Raw genomic sequence first — 427 nt, forward strand, 5'->3', positions numbered from 1 at the left:
GCTTATAGGACAACCAACTACTGAAGACATAACAAACTCTTTAAATTTATATGGCAAAAAAATAGAATATACTCTTGCAATCCCAAAGGGAGATGAAAATATTTGGGAAAATCAAGAAGTTAAATTTTTTAACAAAAAATATAAAGTTTTTGGGGGAGTTATAGAAGGAATAGAAGATATGATTCCGTTAAGTTGGCATAAAAAAGTTATGGTGGAACGATATGCTTAAAAATTTTAAGATTAATAAACAAGGAGTTAGTGAGCTTATGAAGTCAACTCCAATGCAATCAGTTTTAAGTGAAAAGGCAAAAGCAATTGCTACAAGGTGTGGTTCCGGATATGAAACAGACATATACATTGGAAAAACAAGAGCAAATGCTTCTGTTGGAGCGAAGACAAAAAAGGCAAAAAGAGACAACTATAAGAA

The 427-nt window shown here is 31.6% G+C and carries 2 protein-coding genes; both read left to right on the forward strand.

Annotated features, from left to right (window positions below; genetic code table 11):
- Positions 1 to 229: hypothetical protein (locus EII32_RS11710; RefSeq protein WP_199741445.1), on the forward strand; the 229-nt coding region annotated here is incomplete at its 5' end.
- Positions 222 to 427: hypothetical protein (locus EII32_RS11715; RefSeq protein ID WP_125235482.1), on the forward strand; the 206-nt coding region annotated here is incomplete at its 3' end. The genes EII32_RS11710 and EII32_RS11715, both read left to right, overlap by 8 nt.

It is taken from the genome of Prevotella sp. OH937_COT-195, assembly GCF_003932845.1.
Classification (GTDB): domain Bacteria; phylum Bacteroidota; class Bacteroidia; order Bacteroidales; family Bacteroidaceae; genus Prevotella.